The sequence below is a fragment of the Planococcus sp. TJ-201 genome (assembly GCF_058268495.1).
Window position 1 is genome coordinate 206261 of sequence record NZ_JBZDOG010000003.1, and the last position, 19783, is coordinate 226043.

18 protein-coding genes are annotated in these 19783 nt (G+C 47.7%); 15 read left to right on the top strand and 3 right to left on the bottom strand.

Annotated elements, in window-relative coordinates; genetic code table 11:
- Position 1: 1 nt before the first annotated feature.
- The 3 genes from ganQ (at position 2) to AC4EG4_RS09395 (ending at position 5275) form a co-directional block, all read left to right on the top strand.
- Positions 2–841, top strand: coding sequence for a galactooligosaccharide ABC transporter permease GanQ (gene ganQ / locus AC4EG4_RS09385; RefSeq protein ID WP_490976940.1), 840 nt, complete (start codon positions 2–4; stop codon positions 839–841).
- 31 nt (positions 842–872) lie between these two features.
- The gene (ganA, locus tag AC4EG4_RS09390; protein WP_490987799.1) at positions 873–2936 is read left to right on the top strand and encodes a beta-galactosidase GanA; all 2064 of its coding nucleotides are present in this window, start codon (positions 873–875) and stop codon (positions 2934–2936) included.
- Between the two features lie 350 nt (positions 2937–3286).
- Complete coding sequence (locus AC4EG4_RS09395; protein ID WP_490987626.1) at positions 3287–5275, top strand: glycosyl hydrolase 53 family protein; 1989 nt, start codon at positions 3287–3289, stop codon at positions 5273–5275.
- A 312-nt stretch (positions 5276–5587) separates the two neighbouring features.
- Here AC4EG4_RS09395 and AC4EG4_RS09400 read toward each other — a convergent pair whose 3' ends face one another.
- Positions 5588–6406, bottom strand: a complete 819-nt coding sequence (locus AC4EG4_RS09400; RefSeq protein ID WP_490987627.1) for an aldo/keto reductase — start codon at positions 6404–6406, stop codon at positions 5588–5590.
- A 167-nt stretch (positions 6407–6573) separates the two neighbouring features.
- Here AC4EG4_RS09400 and AC4EG4_RS09405 point away from each other — a divergent pair, with 167 nt between their 5' ends.
- The 7 genes from AC4EG4_RS09405 to AC4EG4_RS09435 all read left to right on the top strand — a co-directional run bounded on the left by AC4EG4_RS09405 (position 6574) and on the right by AC4EG4_RS09435 (position 11510).
- A complete protein-coding gene (locus AC4EG4_RS09405; RefSeq protein WP_490987628.1) occupies positions 6574–6840 on the top strand; it encodes a hypothetical protein in 267 nt (88 codons plus the stop codon).
- An 18-nt stretch (positions 6841–6858) separates the two neighbouring features.
- Positions 6859–7188 (top strand): TIGR04104 family putative zinc finger protein, encoded by a 330-nt coding sequence (locus AC4EG4_RS09410; protein WP_490987629.1) that lies wholly within the window; start codon positions 6859–6861, stop codon positions 7186–7188.
- Positions 7189–7347: 159 nt separating this feature from the next.
- Positions 7348–8070, top strand: a complete 723-nt coding sequence (locus AC4EG4_RS09415; protein ID WP_490987630.1) for a hypothetical protein — start codon at positions 7348–7350, stop codon at positions 8068–8070.
- 15 nt (positions 8071–8085) lie between these two features.
- Positions 8086–8475 carry a GntR family transcriptional regulator gene (locus AC4EG4_RS09420; protein WP_490976947.1) on the top strand — a complete coding sequence of 130 codons (390 nt, stop codon included), beginning with the start codon at positions 8086–8088 and terminating at the stop codon, positions 8473–8475.
- Between the two features lie 3 nt (positions 8476–8478).
- Positions 8479–9324, top strand: coding sequence for an ABC transporter ATP-binding protein (locus AC4EG4_RS09425; RefSeq protein ID WP_490987631.1), 846 nt, complete (start codon positions 8479–8481; stop codon positions 9322–9324).
- Positions 9325–9355: 31 nt separating this feature from the next.
- Positions 9356–10288, top strand: a complete 933-nt coding sequence (locus AC4EG4_RS09430; RefSeq protein ID WP_490987632.1) for an ABC transporter ATP-binding protein — start codon at positions 9356–9358, stop codon at positions 10286–10288.
- Entirely contained in the window at positions 10281–11510 is a 1230-nt protein-coding gene (locus tag AC4EG4_RS09435) for an ABC transporter permease (protein WP_490987633.1), read from the top strand. Before AC4EG4_RS09430 ends, AC4EG4_RS09435 begins: the two co-directional genes overlap by 8 nt.
- A gap of 96 nt (positions 11511–11606) precedes the next feature.
- Here AC4EG4_RS09435 and abc-f read toward each other — a convergent pair whose 3' ends face one another.
- Entirely contained in the window at positions 11607–13241 is a 1635-nt protein-coding gene (gene abc-f / locus AC4EG4_RS09440) for a ribosomal protection-like ABC-F family protein (RefSeq protein WP_490987634.1), read from the bottom strand.
- Between the two features lie 550 nt (positions 13242–13791).
- Between abc-f and AC4EG4_RS09445 the strand changes: the two genes are divergently transcribed.
- Entirely contained in the window at positions 13792–14865 is a 1074-nt protein-coding gene (locus AC4EG4_RS09445) for an aldo/keto reductase (protein ID WP_490987635.1), read from the top strand.
- 112 nt (positions 14866–14977) lie between these two features.
- On the opposite strand, the gene AC4EG4_RS09450 is transcribed toward AC4EG4_RS09445, so the two are convergent.
- Positions 14978–15382 (bottom strand): hypothetical protein, encoded by a 405-nt coding sequence (locus AC4EG4_RS09450; protein WP_490987636.1) that lies wholly within the window; start codon positions 15380–15382, stop codon positions 14978–14980.
- A 615-nt stretch (positions 15383–15997) separates the two neighbouring features.
- On the opposite strand from AC4EG4_RS09450, the gene AC4EG4_RS09455 reads away from it, so the two are divergent.
- From AC4EG4_RS09455 to AC4EG4_RS09470, 4 genes are read left to right on the top strand one after another with little or no spacing between them, the layout of a single operon-like run.
- Complete coding sequence (locus tag AC4EG4_RS09455; RefSeq protein ID WP_490976954.1) at positions 15998–16651, top strand: ABC transporter permease; 654 nt, start codon at positions 15998–16000, stop codon at positions 16649–16651.
- 18 nt (positions 16652–16669) lie between these two features.
- The gene (locus AC4EG4_RS09460) at positions 16670–17662 is read left to right on the top strand and encodes an ABC transporter ATP-binding protein (RefSeq protein ID WP_490987637.1); all 993 of its coding nucleotides are present in this window, start codon (positions 16670–16672) and stop codon (positions 17660–17662) included.
- A gap of 4 nt (positions 17663–17666) precedes the next feature.
- A complete protein-coding gene (locus AC4EG4_RS09465) occupies positions 17667–18404 on the top strand; it encodes an ABC transporter permease (protein ID WP_490987638.1) in 738 nt (245 codons plus the stop codon).
- A 27-nt stretch (positions 18405–18431) separates the two neighbouring features.
- Positions 18432–19340, top strand: a complete 909-nt coding sequence (locus AC4EG4_RS09470; RefSeq protein WP_490987639.1) for a glycine betaine ABC transporter substrate-binding protein — start codon at positions 18432–18434, stop codon at positions 19338–19340.
- Positions 19341–19783 lie beyond the last annotated feature (443 nt).

Sequence of the window (19783 nt, forward strand, 5' to 3'; positions counted from 1 at the left end):
AATGAACCGAGCAAAATTTTTTCGTCTCCTGATTTCTCATGCGATTTTGATTTTTATGGCGATCATCATTATTTATCCGCTGCTGTGGACAGTAGGGGCCAGCTTTAACCCAGGCAACAGCTTGATCAGCACGACGATGATTCCACAAAATCCGACATTGGACCATTACCGGGAACTGTTTGCGGGAAGTGAAAGCTTGCAGTACGTCCAATGGTATTTGAATTCCTTGAAAATTAGTTTGTTTACGATGATTGGCGCGGTTATCTGTGTATCCTTTACCGCCTATGCTTTTTCACGTTTCCGTTTTAAAGGAAGACAAAATGCCTTGACGCTGTTCTTATTGCTGCAGATGATTCCTCAGTTTTCTGCCTTGATCGCCCTTTTCGTCTTGGCACAGATTCTTGGCATGATGAACAGCCACTGGCTCTTGATCCTGCTGTATATCGGCGGATTGATCCCGTTGAATACGTATTTGATGAAAGGCTATATGGATTCCATTCCGATGGACCTGGACGAAAGCGCCAAAATCGACGGTGCCAGCAACACGAGAATTTTCCTGCAAATCATCATGCCGTTATCAAAGCCGATGATCGCAGTCGTAGCGATGACCGGATTTACAGGGCCGCTTGGAGACTTTATCCTGGCGTCAACGATCCTGCGGTCACCTGAATACTACACATTGCCGATCGGCCTTTACAATTTGGTCAATGACGTCATGGGTGCGAGCTTTACGACCTTTGCCGCAGGCGCCATTTTGATCAGCATCCCGATCGCCATCATTTTCCTCCTGCTGCAAAAGAACTTTGTGTCGGGTTTGACGGCAGGCGGAACAAAAGGCTGACAGCACAAACTGCAGCAACTGGAGGGAGAACATTATGCCTACAAATGAAAAAACTTATACCACCGCGGCTCGTTTCATGCTGCACGGTGGGGACTACAACCCTGACCAATGGTTAGACCACCCGGAAATTTTAGCGGAAGACTTGAAATTGATGAAGCTTTCAGGCAGCAACACGTTCTCATTGGGCATCTTTGCCTGGAGCACGCTGGAACCGGAAGAAGGCCAGTTTCACTTTGACTGGCTGGATAGCATCATCGACAATATCGCAAGCATCGGCGGCCGCGTCATTTTGGCAACGCCGAGCGGAGCGCGTCCAGCCTGGATGTCGCAAAAATACCCAGAAGTTTTGCGGGTCAACGAGTCACGCGTTCAGCAATTGCACGGAGGGCGGCACAACCATTGCTTTAGTTCGCCGGTTTACCGCGAGAAAACAGCGAAGATGAACCGGATGCTCGCGGAACGCTACGGCAAGCACCCGGCCTTGCTCATGTGGCACATTTCCAATGAATACGGCGGCGAATGCCATTGCGACCGATGCCAGGATGCCTTCAGAAGCTGGTTGAAGGAGAAATACGCCGACGACTTGAAAGCTTTGAACGATTCCTGGTGGGGCCCGTTTTGGAGCCATACGTTCAGCGACTGGTCCCAAATCGAATCGCCATCGCCAATCGGTGAAAACATGGTGCACGGCTTGAATTTGGATTGGAAGCGTTTTGTAACAGATCAGACCATTTCTTTTTTTGAAAATGAAGTAACGGCCATTAAAGAATTGACGCCGGATATTCCGATTACGACCAATTTCATGGCAGACACGCACGATTTGATTCCTTTCCAAAGCCTGGATTACAGCAAGTTCGCCAAGCATTTGGACGTCATCAGCTGGGATGCGTATCCGGCGTGGCACAACGATTGGGAAACGACCGCCAACTTGGCAATGAAAGTCGGCTTTATCAACGATCTGTACCGCAGTTTGAAGCAGCAGCCATTTTTGCTGATGGAATCCACACCAAGCGCCGTCAACTGGCATAAAGTCAACAAAGCCAAGCGGCCAGGCATGCATCTGCTGTCTTCCATGCAAATGGTGGCACACGGCTCAGACAGCATCCTGTATTTCCAATGGCGCAAATCACGCGGCTCTTCGGAAAAATTCCACGGCGCGGTCGTCGACCATGACAACAGCGCGGAAAATCGTGTCTTTAAAGAAGTGGCAAAAGTCGGCGAGACTTTGGGCAAGCTGTCCCAAGTGGTCGGAACCCATCGCCCGGCAGACGTCGCCATTCTTTACGACTGGGAAAATAATTGGGCGCTGGACCATGCCCAGGGCTACGGAAGTGAGACAAAGTCCTACCCGCAAACTTTGCAGGAGCATTACCGGACATTCTGGGAACAGGACATCCCGGTCGATGTCATTACGAAAGAACAGGATTTTTCGGGCTATAAGTTGCTTGTCGTGCCGATGCTGTACTTGGCAAGCGAAGGAACGATTGCCCGGTTAAAGCGTTTTGCAGCAGAAGGCGGCACCGTGGTGATGACTTACATCAGCGGCATCGTCAACGAGTATGACCTAACGTATTTAGGCGGCTGGCATCAAGACCTTCAGGATGTGTTTGGCATCAATCCGGTGGAAACCGATACACTGTATCCGAATGATCGGAATGCGGTCCATTACGGAGGGCGGTCTTACGAATTGACGGACTACGCGACGGTGTTGGAAAACCGTTCAGCGGATGTCGTCGGAACGTACGAACAGGATTTTTATGCGGAAACGCCGGCGGTGACAAGCAATCGCTATGAAAAAGGGCAGGCCTATTACATTGGCGGCCGTTTGGAAGAGCAGTTCCACCGTGACTTCTATCAAGGCTTGATTCGCGACTTATCGCTCCAACCGGTATTCCCAGTTGCACACGGTCCCGGCGTTTCGGTCCAGGTGCGCCAGGATGCAGGCCAAGACTACGTATTCGTCATGAATTTCACGGAGCAGGAGCAAACTGTGTCGATCGACGCGGCCGCTAAAGACTTAGTGACCGGCGAAAGTGTGTCTGGCGAGCTGACATTGGCGAAGTATGAAGTGCGAATGTTAGTGGCAACTAGCTAGGCTGAGGGCTTTTATTACTGAAAAATAAAGACGGCTAGTAAAAAGACTGTTTGGAACGTATTTGAGCTGTATTGGAACGTAATCGAGCCACTTTGGAACCTATTTCGCGCGAAACGGAACGTATTTTGGGTTTTATAGAACGTATGTCCAATTATTTGGAAAATAATCTTGGGACAACAACTGAAATGCAGAATATAGTTTTAGAAAATCCCTTATATAAACGTCTCTGGCACCCGCTCTTCATAGGAAATCTATTGAGCGGGTGCTTTGTAATAAGTTCCAACTGTTTCTGGTTATAAAAGGGTTCTCAAAATCCTTTTTGACAATAAAACAAAGGATGTGGAAAGAAGATGACAAAGAGTGAGAAATGGAAAGCATCACTTGCGGCTGCATCTGCAGCTGTCATGGTGATTGGTTCTCTAGGTTTGAGCAATACACCAGCAATGGCCGCAGAACCAGAGCCGGTACAGGCGAATATTTTTGTTGAGCGCGTGCCTGGAATGGATGACGATTTTATTAAAGGCGTCGATGTGTCCAGCATACTTGCACTGGAAGACAGCGGCGTAAAGTTCTATAACGAAGCCGGCAAAAAGCAGGACATCTTCAAGACATTAGAGCAATCCGGCGTCAATTATGTCCGGGTGCGCATCTGGAACGATCCGTATGATGCAGAAGGAAACGGTTATGGCGGAGGCAACAACGATGTGGAAAAAGCGATTGAAATCGGCAAACGCGCCACTGCCAATGGCATGCAGGTGCTGGTGGATTTCCATTACTCCGATTTCTGGGCCGATCCTGCCAAGCAGCAGGCGCCAAAAGCTTGGGAAAACTTGAGTTTTGAAGACAAAAAAACTGCGCTCCACGACTTTACCGAAGATAGCCTTCAAGCAATGCTCGATGAAGGCATTGACGTCGGCATGGTGCAGATCGGAAACGAAACCAATGGCGCCATGGCAGGTGAAAGAGACTGGAACAACATGAGTCAGCTGTTTAACGAGGGAAGCCAGGCTGTAAGAGAGCTTGATCCGGAAATTTTGGTCGCGCTGCATTTCACCAACCCGGAAACTGCGGGAAGATATGCATCGATTGCGAAAACCCTTGAAGATAACAACGTCGACTATGATGTGTTCGCCAGCTCGTATTATCCATTCTGGCATGGCACATTAACGAATTTGTCGTCGGTCCTTAAGAACGTGGCGGATACCTACGGCAAAAAAGTCATGGTCGCGGAAACTTCATATACCCATACGGCAGAAGACGGCGATGGCCACGAAAATACAGCACCCAGAAGCACCGGCCAAACCTTAGACTATCCAATTACGGTCCAGGGGCAAGCACATGCAGTCAGGGATGTAGCGGCGGCTGTTGCAGAAACAGGCGACGCAGGCCTCGGGGTGTTTTATTGGGAACCGGCTTGGATTCCAGTAGCGCCTGACAAAAAGTTGAAGAAAAGCAAAATGCTTTGGGAAAAATACGGTTCGGGCTGGGCAACAAGCTTTGCTGCGGAATATGATCCTGAAGACGCTGGTGAATGGTACGGCGGCAGTGCTGTCGACAATCAAGCCCTGTTTGATTTTAATGGCCGTCCGTTGCCATCTTTGAATGTTTTCAAATATTTGGAGACAGGAGCAACAGCTCCATTGCAAATTGACGAGGTAAAAGATCTCACCATCTTGGCTGTTGCGGGAGATGCAATTGCGTTGCCCCGAACGGTGACTGTCACTTACAACGACAGAAGCGAAGGAGCGGCGCAAGTCACTTGGGATGAAGCAGCATTGCAGCAGGCGATCAACAGCGGCGCCGGCAGTTATGTAATTGATGGAGAACTGGAAGATGGCCGTGCGGTCAAAGCGAACCTGGAAATCGCTCCGGAAAACTTCGTGAAAAATCCGGGGTTTGAAAGCAGCGACCAGAGCATGTGGAACATCACACACCGAAACGGGGCAGTTCCTCACACGAGTTATCAGAACAAAGCATCGGATGCAAAATCCGGTAACTATTCGCTGCATTTCTACTCAGCGGATCGAGTCGATTTTCAGGCTGAACAAACCATTACCGGTTTAGAACCTGGCTATTATAAACTTTCTGCCTTTGTGCAGGGTGGAGATGCCAAGAACTCGGAAATGTACATTTACGCTGAAACGGCAGGCGAGCGTTACACCATGGACACCTCTGTAAACGGCTGGGCCAACTGGAGCCAGCCGGAACTAGACGGAATCCTTGTGGAAGATGGAACAGTGACGATTGGTGGCAGCATCAAAGCGGACGGGGGCGCCTGGGGAAGTTTGGATGACTTTTCTTTGTACCAGGTACAAGAAAACGAGGCAGCTAATCAATAACTGAAAGTCTGATGTGCAAATCCAAGAGTGGTTGTCGTCCGTGAGCGGGTTTTGCTCACGGACACAGGCAGTTTGCCTCGGCAAACTGTTTCCATTACTGAAAGTATCTTGGCTGTATTGGAACGTAATCGAGTTACTTTGGAACGTATTTCGCGCGAAACGGAACGTATTTTGGGTTCTATAGAACGTATGTCCAATTATTTGGAAAATCACGCGTCAATAAAACCGGATTTCAAGCTAATTACCCGCCTTGAACACCAGCGTTCTAGAAAAAAGCTCATTAAAAAAACCGCCAATTGGCGGTTTTTTTAATTACTTAGCGCGAACATCTTCAAAAGCATCCAGCTTTTGGACGTCCTCTGGAGAGATTGTGAACTCCAGTTGGCTGTTTTCGATGATGCGTTCTTCATTCGTTGATTTTGGAAGCGGCAATGTGCCGTGCTCCAGGCAATAACGGATGCACAGTTGAGCAGGCGTTACGCTGTATTTAGCAGCCATGTCTTTAATTTCAGGGCTGTTCAAGATCTGTCCAGTTGCCAGCGGTGAATAAGCTTCAACTACAATGTTATGCTGCTTACAGAACTCGAGCAGGCTCGCTTGGTCGCGGCCTATATAGAACGGAATCTGGTTGGCCATCGGCACGATGTCGCAAGCATCCACAAGTGCCTGGATGTCCTGTTCCGAGAAGTTGGAGACGCCGATTGCTCGGATCTTGCCGTCTTTATAAAGCTTCTCCATCGCTTTCCACGATTCAATATTGCCTTCGGTGCAGTCTTTGCCGATTTCATCCCATGGCCACGGTGCATGAATCAAATAAAGGTCCAAATAATCAACGCCTAGGTTCGAAATCGTTTCTTCAAACGCTTCAAGTGTCACGTCGTAGCCTTTGATTTGAGCCGGGAGTTTGCTGGTGATAAAGACCTTTTCCCGGGAAATATTGAAATCCTGAATCGCTTTGCCAACGTTTTCCTCGTTCTGATAAGCCAACGCCGTATCGATATGTGTATAGCCATTTTTTAAAGCAGTTGTCACTGCTGCGTAAGCTTCTTCGTTCGGAATCTGCCAAGTGCCGAATCCGATATCGGGAATTGTAACCCCATTGTGAAACGTGAAAACTTTATCGTTTGCCATAGAAAAAATTCCTCCCCTTTGCTTGTTGTCCTTCCTTATTGTACGACTTTTCTGGCAATGGGGTCCAGAATTTAGGAAGCCTCAGAGCAAAAAACTTCGAAATGCGAAACTTCCTGCAATCCCACCCGTAAATATAGAAACAAGGAAATAAAAGGAGGTGGCTGAACGTGTGGCCAACTATCGCAACTATACTGTTTCTCATCGCCATCGGATTTGCAGTCCATAAAATCTTCGTGAAAATGAAAGACAATCCTTCCACAGATCCCAGAAGCCTGATAACTTCAATCTGCTTCTTGCTGATCGGCGTGGTCAACCTAGCAGGCTATTGGCTTGGATTCCTTGGAGTAGTCTCCATGGCGCTGACCGTGGCACTGTTGATCACCGGTGCTTATTTTGCCCGCTACCTGCAAGCAGATACCACAAGACATTCATGAGAAAAAGGGAGTGTAGAGATGCCAAGCTGTGAAAACTGCGGACGAAAATGGACATGGAAAAGGATTGTGTTAAAAGCCTTAAAATTTACGAATAAAGCAAACTGTCCCCACTGTGGAAAAACACAGTACATTGTGGCTAAGTCGAGAAAGAAAACAGCCATCTTTAGCTTTCTCCCAGCTTTCATTATTATTATGTCAGCGCTGATTTTCGATTTAGATGGATGGGACCTTCTGTTGCTTACGCCGACGTTAATTTTGACGAGCCTCCTCGTGTATCCGTTCTTCATGAAACTGTCTAAAGAAAATGAGACGGGGCTGTTAAGCCGAGAAACTGCAACCAAAAAATAAGATGCAACACCAATCAAAAGAGCTTTGCGCCAAGTAAACCCAACTTGCGGCAAAGCTCTTTTTTGCCATTTTTCTTAAAAAGATTGACAACTTCATAAAAAACTTGTTACTGTGTATGTGAGTATACACAGTGGAACAGTAGAAGAGGAGTGATCATCCATGCATACATGGAAACAAGCGTATTGGCTGGCGGGTTTTGAACTAAAGGCGCGATGGAAATATTCATTGCTAATACTGGCTTTCTACACATTTTTGGGCTATATTTGCTTATTTTCGTTTGATCATTACATGGCAGACAACTTTTATGCCTTCGATTTGATTTTTTTACTGCTGTTTATTATGTTTCCGGCCTGGATGAAGCCGAAAATATTCCAGATGCAAAAAATGGACGGGGATTTATGGACCGTGCCCGCAGTGATCATGTTCCAGCAGCTGCCGGTTCCGAAAACAGTAATCGTCAAAAGCCGTTTTATCATTCATAGCGCATATTCTTTCCCATACCAGCTGATTTTATTGGCTACGCTGTCGGCCGTGTCTCCCACTTTCCGTGATATGATGACGCCCTTAAGCTTCATGGCCTTTGTCACCATTTGGCTGGCAGTCTCGGTTGCACTGGGCTTCGCCATGGCGGCAAGTGAAGCAGGCGGAACATTCGAAACGAAACTACTGGCCAAGTCGATGATTTATCTTGTGCTCGGCATTGCGGTTTTTTACACCGCTTTTCAGTGGCTGGCAGACGAAGGACTGATTTACTGGACGATTGGGCTGGCTCAAAACTGGCCGCTGCTGTCCATAGGTGTTTCCCTGCTCGCCATTTATGCGGGCTGGAATTACTGGCAAAGGGTTATGAGAAAAGATATCGAACGAGCGGATTATCTATGAAAGGAGGGCCTGGTCTTGCTGCCGATACGCTTATCCAAAGAATCACGTGAACCCATTTACCATCAGATTGAAAAGCAATTGAAGGCATTGATTGCAGGCGGCCATCTCACTGCTGGAACGCCGCTGCCTTCCATCCGGGCCCTGTCAAAAGACCTTGAAATCAGCGTCATCACGATACGTCGCGCTTATCAGGACCTCGAGGCACAAGGTTTTATCGAAACGGCCCACGGCAAAGGCACCTATGTCGCAGAAATCAAAAACGCCTTAAAGCAGGAAGTCAAAACGGCTTCGGTTTCTGAAAGCTTTGAACGGGCAATTGAGATTGCCCGCAGCTACGATTACAGCGATGAAGAAATGACAGCGATTTTCCATGCAATTCTGAAAAAACGGCAGAAAGGAGACTAACCGATGCCTTCATGGATAGCAATAAACGAACTGCAAAAAAGCATGGATGATTTTCAGCTGGGGCCGATCAGTTTGGCCATCGAGCCGGGGACCATCACTGCGCTGGTCGGCAATAATGGATCAGGAAAAAGCACCTTACTGAAACTGATCATGAATTTGGCGAACGCCGATGTAGGAAACATTGAAGTTTTTGGCAAACCCGTAGCTGGCAAGGACGAAAGCTGGAAGCAGCACCTCGCCTTTCAGCCCCAAAAGATCATCGGATGGGATGCCTATACCGGTGCGACGCTGAAAGAAATGATTTCCTCGCTATATGGCGAATGGGATGAAGCCCTGTTCGAGCGGATGGTTGGGCTGTTCGATATTCCGCTGGACAAGCGGTTCGGCAAAATGTCACAAGGCATGCAGCAGAAGCTGAGCTTGGCACTTGCATTGCCGCGAAATACCGAAGTCTTGATTCTCGATGAACCGACCGCATTTCTCGACATTCCGTCCAAACGGCATTTCATGGATTTGTTGATCGATTGGATGGACGCTAAAGAGCGAGCCGTCATCATCACCAGCCATCAAACAGACGACTTGCGCAAATTGGCGGATTATCTCTTTGTCATAAGAGACGGCCAAGCGATTGGCTGCTACGAAAAAGAAGCGCTGCTGGAAAGCTACCGGCGTTACTGGCTCGATGGGCTGCCGGAAGGCTCCGTCCCCGGAGAAGTGTCGCGAGACCGCCGCCAAGTCGTATCTAAAGATCCAGCTGCGGCAGAACATTATTTTGCGGTCCAAAACATCGCGGTAATCGATCACGCCGCACTGGATTTGGAAGAAATTATCGATCTATTGCTCAAATAACCCAATCTTGAACAAGAAAGGATGAAAGCAAATGGAGACGATGCTGACTGTAGAAAATTTAGGGAAGTCTTTCAAAGATAAAAAAATTGTATCGAATATTTCATTTGAAGTGAAAAAGGGCGAGATCATGGCGCTGCTCGGACCAAACGGAGCCGGGAAATCCACCACCATCCGCAACATCATGGGCATCATGTATCCCGATGAAGGGACCATCACTTTCCGGGACAAAGGAAAAAAAGACATTCCGCGCAATAAAATCGGCTATTTGCCGGAAGAACGCGGCTTGTACAAAAACGTCAAAGTCATGGACATCCTGCTGTATTTGGCGGAACTGAAAGACTATCCGCTGGACCGCGCGAAAGAACGGGCGCTGGAACTGTTGAAGAAATTCGATTTGGAAGGAAAAGATAAAGTCTCGGTGGAAGAATTGTCAAAAGGCATGGGGCAAAAAGTTCAGTTTATCGCTGCGATTCTTCATGAACCGGAACTCTTAATCCTGGATGAACCTTTTTCCGGCCTGGATCCCGTCAGCCAGGAATTGTTCAAAAATGAAATCCGCGGGTTAGCGGAAAACGGCACAGCGATCTTGCTGTCGTCTCACCAAATGAACCTGGTCGAAGAAATGGCCGATCGGCTGTTCCTGATCCACCGCGGCACAAAAGTGATTTACGGACCGCTGGATGACGTCAAAAAACAATACGCCAACTTCAAGTGCACCATTCACGGCGTCAATGAACAAAGTGTATTGGAGAGCCTGCCTGAAGTTGAGCGTTTGGAGCAAAATGAAGATACAGCGGTGCTGTACTTGTCGAAAGACGTGGAGCCGGCCGTGTGGCTGAAAAACTTGCCCGCCGAACTGGATGTTCAGGAACTATCCATTGACCGGATTTCCTTGCATGAAATCTTCATCGACATCGCAACAGATAAAAATCTCTTGAAGAGAGAGGAGAATTTGGATGCGTAACACGAAAAAAGTCGCCAAATGGGAAATCAAACGGAACATGAAAAACAAAACATTCCTGATTGGTTTGTTTATCTCGCCTGTTTTGTTTCTGGCATTTTACCTCATTCCCGACCTGTTCAATAACTCGGATGAGGACACGGTATCGACCACAGTATTCGTCAACGATCAGCTGGGCGTCTATGACAATCTGGAAGCGACTGCCCAACAAGCGGGAGCCGAATGGGAACTGCAGCCAACTGACATTTCGGAAGAGGAAGCTGCGGGGGCACTCGAATCTGAAGAAAACAGCGCGTATGTCTTTATCGATGAGCGCGCATTTGAAGGCAGCGTCTTGCCGGTTTACCAAAGCGAAGAAATCAGCCCCGCTTTTATAAATGAAGTGCAATTGCTGGGGGCTCCTTTGCAGGCGATGCAAATTGAAGAACTCGGATTGACGCCTGAAGAAGCAAGTGTCATTACCCAAGGCATTGTGTTTGAAGAAGCTTCGGCTAATGCAGCTGCAGAAAACGAAGCAAGTTCAGGAATGGATGAAGCCTTGCTGGAAGGCATCGTACCGGGGATATTTGCGGCAGCGGTCTTGCTGTCGATCGTTTTTACCGGCATGGCGATTTTTCAAAGTGCGTCTCAAGAGAAAAAAGACAAAATCGCAGAAATCATCTTGTCGTCCCTGACTCCGGGAGAGCTGATGCAAGGCAAGATTATCGGGTATTTTGTGCTTGGCATTATTCAGATACTGGTCTTTATTGTGCTGGTGCTGCCGGTTTTGGTCTGGAAAATCGATGTGCCGATACTTGAGTATTTATTCGTACCGGAACTGGCATTGATGCTGGTGATTGCGGTACTTGGCTACTTGTTGTTTGCCGCTCTTTTCGTCGGCATTGGGGCGACGATGGCAGACATTTCAACGGCTGGAAACTTCCAAGGGATGATCATGATGCTGCCGTTTGCAGCGCTGATCTTTGTCGGGCCGGTGTTTAATGACCCAAGCGGTATCTGGGCGCAAATCGGTTCGTATATCCCATTCACTTCGCCAGCGATTCTGATTCTCCGCTTGTCGCTCCTGGAAGAGTGGCCGTGGATCGAAATCATCATCGCACTGGCTGTCCTCATTGCCAGTGTCTGGATCTTCATGAAACTGGCCGGCAAAATATTCAAAATTGGTATTTTGATGTACGGCAAAAATGCCACACCGGGCGAAATTTGGAAATGGATCCGTGCCTAGAAAAATAAATAGCTCCAATTGAAAAAGGGCCGCTCCTGTAAATCTTAGGAGCGGCCCTTTATATATAGAAACCGTCTAGCTTGGATTCGGTTTTATTTAGAATTTCAGTTTGTTAATCTCCTGCGTCAGCCCAACAAACCGCCGGTCAAGCGCTGCATAATCTTTGTCTTTTGCAGTCATAAAGCTCAGTTTCCCGAGAACTTCCTGCCGCTCTGTTTCAAGCCGCATGAGCAACTCCGCTGTGTCATCACGTTCCGGAGCAGGGGCATCGAGCTGTTTTTCAATGCGGTGATCCGCAATGACCAACTTGCTGGTGGTCGTTTTTTCACGGAAAGCCTGGTCATGGGAAACAACCAGTATCGTGCCGGTATACTGCGCCAGCGTTTCTTCGAGCTGCTCGCGCGACGGCAAATCGAGGTGGTTGGTCGGTTCATCGAGAACCAGCGCGTCCCGTTCTTCGAGGATATAGACCATCAGCTTGCATTTGATGCGTTCGCCCATGCTCATGGCGCCGATCGGTTCTTTCCACTGTGCTGCGGTAAAGCCGAGATGCTTCATCAAGTTTTGGACTTTGCCGCGCGCTTCAAACGTCTCTTTGTAAAACAGCTCACCCGGTGTTTTCTCAAGCGGCAAGTCGAACACTTCCTGCGTCAAGTAGCCGATGCTCGCAGAAGGCGACATCCAGACGCTGCCGTCCGCTGATTCCTGGCCAAGCAGGATTTTCAGCAAGGTTGTTTTGCCGCTGCCGTTTGCGCCTTCGATGGCGACTTTCTCGCCGTGTAATATGGTAAAGTCGGCTTTTTCAAACAGCAGCTTGCCCTCAAATGCTTTCGATAGTTCCTTTACTTCGAGAAAACGCTTGCCGGTTTTATGCGTTGCGTTCATCGAAAAGTTGACTTCGTATTCAGGTTCTGGCGCTTCTGCACCAACCTTGTCCAACTCTTTTTCCAACCTCTTTTGTTTGGATTTAACTTGCTTGTCCATGCGTTTTGCTTTCATTCGGTAATATTCTTTTGCACCTTCCTGTTTGGTCGATTCGGCATGTGCTTTGTGCGACCAGGAAGTGAGCTCGTCCATCTGCGATTCGATGCGCTCGACCATTTTCTGCTGCTTGTCGTATTCGCGCTGCTGGGTCAGCCGCTTCTGTTGCCGCGCTTCCATGTAGCTCGTGTAATTGCCGCTGTGTTCAATGAGTTTCTGATTTTCAAGCGACCAAATTTTTGTCGCCACCGCATCCAAAAAGTGGCGGTTGTGCGATACCAGAATGATGGTGCCTGGATACTTCTGGATTTGTGCCTGCAACAGCTCGATGCTGCCGCTGTCCAAGTGGTTGGTCGGCTCATCCAAAAGCAGCAAGTGAGCATTCCGCGACAGACCAGCAGAAAGGCGGGCCTTCAGTTTTTCGCCGCCGCTGAGAAGTGGGAAATCGTGTTGCGGCACGTGCCATTTTTTCAGCAGCGCGCTTTCAGAAGCCGTAACGTCAGTGAAGGAGTGCGTTTCCGTTTCCTGTTCCACAAAGACGGTTTCAATATTCGGCTGAAGCCAATGGATTCCGCCTGTTGATGGCGCCAATTCATCAGCAATCAGCCGCAGCAACGTCGATTTGCCGGCGCCGTTTTTGCCGATGACACCGATGACCTCGCCTTGCTGAACGCTCGCGTTAACCTCTTCGAAAATTACCGTGTCCATCCATTCAAAACGGACATCTTGCAGTTTCAGTAGTTCTTTCATCCAATCAATCCCTTCGGTTCAGGGAGAACTAAAAAATCCTCCCAAATAAATTTGGAAGGATTAGCCGTATGGTGCCCGATCGAAATAAACCATTTGAGTACAATGGCTCGACAGTTATCAAGATGTGGGCAGACTAATCCTATTTTGCGTGAGTTGAAATTTACATTTCAGTCGCTAAAACAAGATTAGTTGCGCATTGTCCACCCATCAGCCTTTCTGTCGTTTGATAAAGCCAGTATAGCACAGGATTTACCCAGTTTGCAGCAGAAAACATAGAGAGTCCGGTGAATGCTTTTCAAAAATATGGGAAAGTATCTGTTTTGCTCTGGCAGCCAAAGGGTAACCAAGTATTGTCTATATATGTTGAATTAATGATTTTCTGCTGCTGATTTGCTCCACATCTTTTAGGAATACAGCAGTGAAATTAGAATTTTTTTGAATCTACTCCATCTCTTAGCGTTTGCCCAAAGCGGTAGAAGTGATTGGTGAAATTTAGTTTCTTTATCGCAATATAGATAATATAAAAATGCATCTAAACAAGGAGGCAATTATGGAATATATTAATTTAGGAAAATCAGGATTGCGTGTTCCAAAGTATATACTCGGAACGGTCCCATTTAGTGGAACAAACGGTTTTGAAGCAGCGGGCAACATCGACGAAAAACTGGCGCGCCGAATGGTCGACATTTCGCTAGAAGCGGGCATCAACATGTTCGATACCGCAAACCTTTATTCAGAAGGCGATGCAGAGCGCGTGTTAGGGTCAGCCATTAAAGGGCGGCGCGACGACCTGTTGCTGACATCGAAAACTGGCTTCCACATCGACGAAACCAACCCTAACGCTAGAGGAGCTTCGCGGAGCAACATCTTGACATCCATTGAAGGGTCACTTGAGCGCCTCGGCACAGATTACCTTGACGTTTATTTCGTGCACTTATGGGACGGGCAGACACCGGTTGAGGAAACAGTGGAAACGATGACCAGCCTCGTGAAATCCGGCAAGATCCGCCATTGGGGCGTTTCGAACTACAGCGGTTGGGCTTTGGCCAGAACTTTTACGGTCGCCGAGCAATCCGGCAACATTCCGCCGATCACCCAGCAGATCTATTACACACCAGAAGCGCGGGAAGCAGAATACGAATTGCTTCCAGCCGGCAGCGAACTTGGCATCGGTTCCATGATCTGGAGTCCGCTTGGCGAAGGCCTGTTGAACGGCAAAATCAGCCGCACCAAACAAGCGCCTGACAACACACGCCAAGGCGCCGGTTGGGCAGAACCGTGGGTGCAGGACCAGGAGCGGCTGTATCAGGTGATTGACGCCTTGGAAGAAGTCGCAGCCAACCACAACGCTTCGGTGCCGCAAATTGCCTACTCTTGGGTCCGTGATCGTCCGAACGTTGGACCGATCGTTATCGCTGCGCGCAATGAAGAACAACTGAAAGAAAACATCGCGTCGTTCGAAATCAAGCTTACGCAAGACGAGCATGACCTGATTGAATCGAAAGCACGTCCAGTCCCAATTTATCCAAACTGGCACCGCACCATGAGCTCATTTGACATGAGCAGTCCGTCTGAAAAGACGTATTTGGAAGGGTATAAAAAGTCGATGGGAATAGATGAATAAAAAATAATGAAGAAAACGCACCAATCCTGAGTTTTAGATGGCTTCAGGATAGGTGCGTTTTTTCTGTAGCTTTTAATTTGGTCCTGAGTGGCAGTAACTGTTTAGATTCCACTTACTGATAGGGAAAATGGTTAGATGATGGATAGGAGTAGATGTAGCCATAAAAGGTTTCAACAATGTGGATATTGTGATGGTACAAGGCTTCCACGAATTCCAACATGTTTGAATAGGTAAGTTCTTTGTCTTCCACTAACATACTCGCAGCATGAAGTGCGCGGTCGTTGTGCAAGCTCCCGGTAGTGACCCGCAGTTCGAATTTCTCGAAGGTGCCGTAATCCGCTTTGATGGAGTCCCAAATCCGTCTTTTTACGTTGAGTGGGCACGTCAAGTCATTCCACCCGCTTTTGCCGCCCGTATCGCCGCGGTCGGTGGAGACGATCCAGTCGTAGGTTTCCTTGGTGACGATTTTTGCTTCAGTTTCGTCATGCTTGACCAATACTATTCCATAAGCTTCCATGTGTACCCCCTATTTTTGCGTTTATACATGTATTGTATGCCAGTTTCGTATAAACGCAAACTCAGTAAAATAATCGCTTAAATCCTTTTGCACTCTTTGAACCACACAAAGAAAAGACTGCCGGGACGGCGCCACTTGAACATGGGGGTGTCTTCTGAATATTAGATGCAGAGCTTTATATCTCAACATCGACTTTGATAAATATCTTAGTTTCATCGGATTTTTATGCACCTGAAAATATGCATCATATCCTGCCAATAGGACAATGGAAGTCGCCGTCTAAAACTGAGCCCGGCCAAATAGGCAGGAAAGAGTGTGCTATACTTAAGGAATCTTAAAGAAAATTGGTTGGCCGAGGCAAAACTGAAGAGGATTTTTTCCGAAATCCACAAAGGAAAAATTGCAAACTTAATAGGTCTTTCAGTCGGGAGGAACGGTTCCCATACTGCCCCTCAAATTCTTGAGGATTCGTAGAAAAAGGCTAAGGCAACTTAAGAAAGCGACAGATGCCGCGTTCTCAGTTTGCCTTCTTTGTTTTGTGCATGTATTAGTTTACAATTTTTTTAAAAATTGATTTCGGCCAATAATTTTCGATTATAGAAGGGAGGTGTTTCAATGGAAAATTGGGCCCGGTTTCTTGAGGTCAACGCGCCTCGCATACTAGAGTTGACAATCGACCACGCCATTTTGGTTTCACTGGCAATTGTCGTCGCACTATTAATCGGCATTCCACTCGGCATCTACTTAACCACGAACCAATACCTTGCGGATACAGTTCTTCAAATTGCTTCTATTACATTAACGATTCCGAGCATTGCCCTTTTCGGGGTGATGATTCCGATCTTTTCGATTATTAACCAGGGCATTGGATTTGTGCCGGCTTTTGCGGCGCTGGTCCTGTATTCCCAGTTGCCAATTATCCGCAACACTTACACAGGGATCAAGAACGTCAATCCGGAAATGCGTGATGCGGCGATCGGCATGGGCATGAAAACGCATCAGCGTTTATTGCGTGTCGAAATCCCGAATGCCTTGCCAGTCATCATGGCGGGTGTCCGCACCGCGGTTGTTATGAATATCGGAATTGCGGTCATCGCTGCGTATATTGGTGCAGGCGGCCTTGGCGTCCTTATTACACAAGGCATCAGCAGAAACGACAATTACTTGATCATCAGCGGTTCCATCGCTGTAGCAATTTTGGCGATCATTGCGGATGCTATTCTTTTATTGATACAAAAACGTTATACGAAAAAAGTGTTAGCGGATTAACTGCAGAGAGGTGAGTCTATGATTTCATTTAAGCACGTAACCAAAAAGTACGGAGAAGACATCACAGCGATCGAAGATGTGGATTTCACTGTAGAAGAAGGCAAGATTGTCGTATTGCTCGGCCCTTCAGGCTGCGGGAAAACCACGCTGCTGCGAATGGTCAACCGGCTTGAGTCTATTTCAGAAGGCGAAATCATTATTAATGGGGAAAACTCCAAAGAGTTGGATCCTATTGAGTTAAGAAGAAAGATCGGCTATGTCATTCAAAGCAACGGCTTGTTCCCGAACATGACGATCGAAGAAAATGTCATGCTGGTGCCGGACCTGTTGGGGTGGAGCAAAAAAGACAAGCGCGAACGCTTCAAGTATTTGATGAAGCTCAGCGGCTTGGATGCAGAAGATTATGGAAAGCGCTTTCCGCATGAATTGTCGGGCGGTCAGCAGCAGCGCATCGGCGTGGTGCGGGCACTTGCGGCCGATCCTCCGGTTATGCTGATGGACGAACCGTTTGGTGCGCTTGATCCGATCATCCGGGAAAAGATCCAGGACGAGTTTCTGCAGATCCAGCGCGAAGTGAAAAAAACGATTCTGTTCGTCAGCCACGACATTGACGAAGCAATCAAAATGGCCGATAAAATCGTCTTGCTGCGCGACGGAAAAATCATGCAGTTTGATACGCCGTCAGAAATGCTGGCGCATCCGAACAATGAGTTTGTTTCCCAGTTTTTCGGCAAAGACCGAGCAATCAAAAGCTTGAGTTTGCACACTGTTGAAAATTTACGGGAAGTCATCGGGCTGGGTCCGGTTGATGAAACCATCCAGGATACCAAAACCATTAATGTCCATCAGGATTTGCGCAATACCTTGTCGATGTTGTTAAACCAAGAAGCGGATCAAGTGATTGTAAAAGATGATGCTGGTGAAAATATCGGGACGATCACAATCGATCTTGTCCAAAAATACTTGCATTTTGAAATAAAAGGGAAGATATCCGCCTCCCAGGAAGGGTGATCCGGTGAATCGTAAAAAATTGATAGGCAATATCGTCAGATACACACTTTATGCATTGGTCGCCGCCTTCTTTATCTGGGCGATTTCCAATAGCTATTTTGACTACATGTTCACGCAATCCGAAACATTTTTGCTGCTGCTGCGGCAGCACGTTGTACTGGTGCTGGTTTCTTCACTGCTCGCCATTTTAATCGCAGTGCCTGCCGGCATCCTCATCACCCGGCCGAAATTCAAAAAGGCGGAATGGCTGGTTTCGACCCTTGTTAATTTGGGGCAAACCATTCCGAGCTTGGCAGTTCTGGCGCTGATGATCAGTATTTTGGGCATTGGCTTTCAAACGGCTGTTTTTGCGCTGTTTATTTATTCGATCTTGCCAATTTTCAGAAACACTGTAGCTGGCATTGATTCCATCGACAAGAATATGATCGATGCAGCAAAAGGGATGGGCATGAAACCGCATCAAATTTTATTCCGCATCGAACTTCCCAATTCCGCGTACTCGATTCTTGCGGGCATCCGGACGGCTGTCGTGTTGAATATCGGGACAGCGGCGCTTGCCTACGTAGTCGGGGCAGGCGGGCTTGGCGTTTGGATATTCACCGGGATCAACTTGTTTGATAACGGCTTCCTGATTTCCGGGGCCATCCCTGTGACGTTACTGGCGATTCTGGCTGATTATATCCTGCGTAAAGTGGAATATGCCGTTGTGCCAAAAGGATCAAGGCGTATTGAAAAAGCTTAGCGAAGAGAATAGGAGGCATCAGAATTTGTGATTAAATTACTCAAACTTATCCCTCTATTGATGGTCGCTGTCATCCTGTCGGCCTGCTCGGGCTTTGGCGTGACAGGAAAAGAAGTGACGGTAGGCGGCAAAAACTTTACTGAACAATATTTATTGTCAGAGATGACCGCTTTCTTGTTAGTAGAAGAAGGATTCAAAGTAAACCAAATGAACAACCTTGGCAGCAGTGTGGTCCGATCCGCATTGGAAAATGGCCAAGTAGACTTGATGTGGGAATATACCGGGACGGCACTTATCACCTATATGGGCGAAGAATCCATCGCGGATCCCGAAGAAGCTTTCCAAAAGGTCAAAGAAATTGATGGCGAAAACGACATCCACTGGATGAACATGTCGGAAGTCAACAACACCTATGCGCTTGCCATGAGAAGCGAGCAAGCGGAAGAGCTGGGCATCGTGTCCATCAGCGACCTCGCAGCTTACATCAATGAAAATCCGGGCGAGCTGGCGATGGCGTCTGATGCCGAGTTTGCGAACCGTTCAGACGGCTTGCCGGGTGTCGAAGAAACTTATGGCTTTGAATTTGGTTCCGGCCAAGTCAGCCAAATGGATCTCGGGTTGACGCAGCGGTCGCTGGACAATGAGCAAGTTGACGTGTCCGTCGCTTTTGAAACGGACGCGACCATCAGAAGCTACGACCTGATTGTCTTGGAAGACGACGAACAATTTTTCCCGCCATACCGGGCAGCTGTCGCGATCAACCAGGAAGTGTTTGACGAATACCCGGAAATCGAAGAAATCACGGCCCGCTTAGCTGAAAGCTTAAACAGTGAAATCATGCGAGAGCTGAATTACATGGTTGATGTTGAAGGACAGAGCGTTTCCGTTGTGGCGTATGAGTGGCTTTTGGAGAATGGGTTTTTGGAAGAAGAGTAGGGCATTAAAGATTTAATATATATAAGTTGAACTACTAATCTTTCATTGTCGATATTCCGCAAAACAGCTGCGCTTTCCGCGGGCTCGCGTCCAAGCCTCCTTAGTCACTCTGTTCCCTTCGGGGTCTCGGCCGTCTCGCTTTCCCACAGGAGTCGCAGCTGTTTTGCTTCATATCGATTAGTAAGTAACAGATCTCAGCGCTGGTGCGTCCACGTAGGCGAAGGAGCGGTCGTCTTTGCTCTACTCAAAGCGACCGAAGCGGTATATAAAATGATAATTTCTAAGTTCAACTAATATAGTAACGGACGAAGAAAACGCACCAATCCTGAGCTGGAAACAGTTCTAGGATTGGTGCGTTTTTTTCGATTGAAAAGATCAAGTTGCACTAATGGAAATTTAAATCTTTTCCTCCGGTTATAAAAGTAAATTGGGTTAATTGAGAT